At 68.6% G+C, this 2904-nt stretch carries 2 protein-coding genes; both read right to left on the bottom strand.

The features are described from left to right. A partial coding sequence (locus KM933_RS38480) for a 2-oxoacid:ferredoxin oxidoreductase subunit beta (protein WP_221362237.1) occupies positions 1–1064 on the bottom strand: 1064 nt, incomplete at its 3' end. Continuing rightward, a partial coding sequence (locus KM933_RS38475) for a 2-oxoacid:acceptor oxidoreductase subunit alpha (RefSeq protein WP_221362236.1) occupies positions 1057–2904 on the bottom strand: 1848 nt, incomplete at its 5' end. The genes KM933_RS38480 and KM933_RS38475, both read right to left, overlap by 8 nt.

Here is a 2904-nt window from a genome sequence, read left to right as displayed (position 1 = left end):
GTGAGCAGTGCTGCGAGGTCGCCCTTGCCGTTGTGTTCCATGGCGGTGTCGAGTTGGTCGGACATCTGGGTGTCGTAGACGGGGCGGTCGACGGAGCGCAGGACGCCGATGGGGGTGTGGTGCAGGGTGTCGGGGTCGGCGAGGCGGGAGAGGGCGAACGCGGTGGTCGGTGAGGTGGCGTGGGCGTCGTGGACCAGGATCAGTGACTGGTTGTCCGGGGTGACGCTCACGACCCGCAGGTCCCCGGTCAGTGCGTCGCGTACGACGCCCTTGGCGCCCTGGCCGTCCTGCAGCGGGGCGCCGAAGCGGATCTGTTGGCCGTGTTCCAGGCGGATCACGGCTTCCTGGGCCTGTTGTTTGTCCTTGATGGCCTCGAAGGCGCCGTCGTTGAAGATGTTGCAGTTCTGGTAGATCTCCACCAGGGCGGTGCCGGGGTGGGCGGCGGCCTGGCGCAGTACCTCGGTGAGGTGTTTGCGGTCGGAGTCCACGGTGCGTGCCACGAAGGACGCTTCGGCGCCGATGGCCAGGGAGACGGGGTTGAAGGGTGCGTCGAGGGAGCCCATCGGTGTCGACTTGGTGATCTTGCCGACTTCGGAGGTGGGGGAGTACTGGCCCTTGGTGAGTCCGTAGATGCGGTTGTTGAACAGCAGGATCTTCAGGTTCACGTTGCGGCGCAGGGCGTGGATGAGGTGGTTGCCGCCGATGGACAGCGCGTCCCCGTCGCCGGTGACCACCCACACCGACAGGTCCCGGCGTGAGGAGGCCAGGCCGGTGGCGATGGCGGGTGCGCGGCCGTGGATGGAGTGCATCCCGTAGGTGTTCATGTAGTAGGGGAAGCGGGAGGAGCAGCCGATGCCCGAGACGAAGACGATGTTCTCCTTCGCCAGCCCGAGCTCGGGCATGAAGCCCTGCACGGCCGCGAGGATGGCGTAGTCACCGCAGCCGGGGCACCAGCGCACCTCCTGGTCGGACTTGAAGTCCTTCATGGACTGCCTGGCCTCGGCCTTGGGCACCAGAGTGAGCGCCTCGATCGTGCCCGGGCCTTCCGTGGTCGTCTCAGCCATCGATGGCCTCCTTGAGAGCCGTGGCGAGCTGTTCGGCCTTGAACGGCATTCCGTTCACCTGGTTGTAGGAGTGGGCGTCGACCAGGTACTTCGCGCGGACCAGCGTGGCCAGCTGCCCGAGGTTCATCTCGGGGACGACCACCTTGTCGTAACGCCCCAGCACCTCACCCAGGTTGCGGGGGAAGGGGTTGAGGTGGCGCAGGTGGGCCTGGGCGATGTCCTGCCCGGCCGCGCGCAGCCGCCGTACCGCCGCGGTGATCGGCCCGTAGGTCGAACCCCAGCCCAGCACGAGGGTGTCCGCGCTCCCGTTCGGGTCGTCGACCTCCACGTCCGGGACGCCGATGCCGTCGATCTTCGCCTGCCGCGTACGGACCATGAAGTCGTGGTTGGCGGGGTCGTAGGAGATGTTGCCCGTGCCGTCCTGCTTCTCGATGCCGCCGATGCGGTGTTCCAGACCCGGTGTGCCCGGGACCGCCCACGGGCGGGCCAGGGTCTGCGGGTCGCGCTTGTAGGGCCAGAAGACCTCGGTCCCGTCGTCCAGGGTGTGATTGGGCCCGGACGCGAACTGCACCCGCAGATCGGGCAGTTCGTCGACCTCGGGGATCCGCCACGGCTCCGAGCCGTTGGCCAGGTAGCCGTCGGACAGCAGCAGGACGGGCGTGCGGTACGCCAGCGCGATCCGCGCCGCCTCCAGAGCCGCGTCGAAGCAGTCGGCGGGCGTCCTGGGAGCCACGATCGGCACCGGTGCCTCGCCGTTGCGCCCGTACATCGCCTGCAGCAGGTCGGCCTGCTCGGTCTTGGTCGGCAGACCGGTCGAGGGCCCGCCGCGCTGGATGTCGATGACCAGCAGCGGCAGCTCCAGGGAGACCGCCAGCCCGATCGTCTCCGACTTCAGGGCCACCCCCGGACCCGAGGTGGTCGTCACCGCCAGCGAGCCGCCGAAGGCCGCCCCCAGCGCCGCCCCGATCCCCGCGATCTCGTCCTCGGCCTGGAAGGTGCGCACCCCGAAGTTCTTGTGCCGGCTCAGCTCGTGCAGGATGTCCGAGGCCGGCGTGATCGGGTACGAGCCCAGGTACAGCGGAAGATCCGCCTGGCGGGAGGCGGCGATCAGCCCGTAGGACAGCGCCAGGTTCCCGGAGATGTTGCGGTACGTGCCGGTGGGGAAGGTCTGGGTGGCGGGGGCGATCTCGTAGGAGACGGCGAAGTCCTCGGTGGTCTCGCCGAAGTTCCAGCCCGCCCTGAACGCGGCGATGTTGGCCGCCGCGATGTCCGGCTTCCTGGCGAACTTGCCGGTCAGGAACTTCTCGGTGCCCTCGGTCGGCCGGTGGTACATCCAGCTCAGCAGACCCAGCGCGAACATGTTCTTGCTGCGCTCCGCCTCCTTGCGCGACAGGTCGAAGGACTTCAGCGCCTCCACGGTCAGCGTCGTCAGCGGCACCGGATGAACGCTGTACCCCTCCAGGGTCCCGTCCTCCAGCGGACTCGCCGCCCAGCCGACCTTCGCCAGCGCCCGTTTGGTGAACTCGTCCGTGTTGACGACGATCTGCGCGCCGCGCGGCACGTCGGCGATGTTCGCCTTCAGCGCCGCCGGGTTCATCGCCACCAGCACATCGGGCGCATCACCCGGGGTGAGGATGTCGTGGTCGGCGAAATGCAGCTGGAAAGACGAAACGCCCGGCAGGGTACCTGCGGGCGCACGGATCTCGGCGGGGAAGTTCGGCAGCGTCGAAAGATCGTTCCCGAACGACGCCGTCTCGGAGGTGAAGCGGTCCCCGGTGAGCTGCATCCCGTCACCCGAGTCCCCCGCGAACCGGATGACCACCCGATCCAACCGGCGTAC

The sequence above is a fragment of the Streptomyces beigongshangae genome, assembly GCF_019710745.1.
Lineage (GTDB): Bacteria > Actinomycetota > Actinomycetes > Streptomycetales > Streptomycetaceae > Streptomyces > Streptomyces beigongshangae.
The sequence above is the reverse complement of the archived record's forward strand: the minus strand, read 5'-3'. Positions and strand labels throughout refer to the sequence as shown.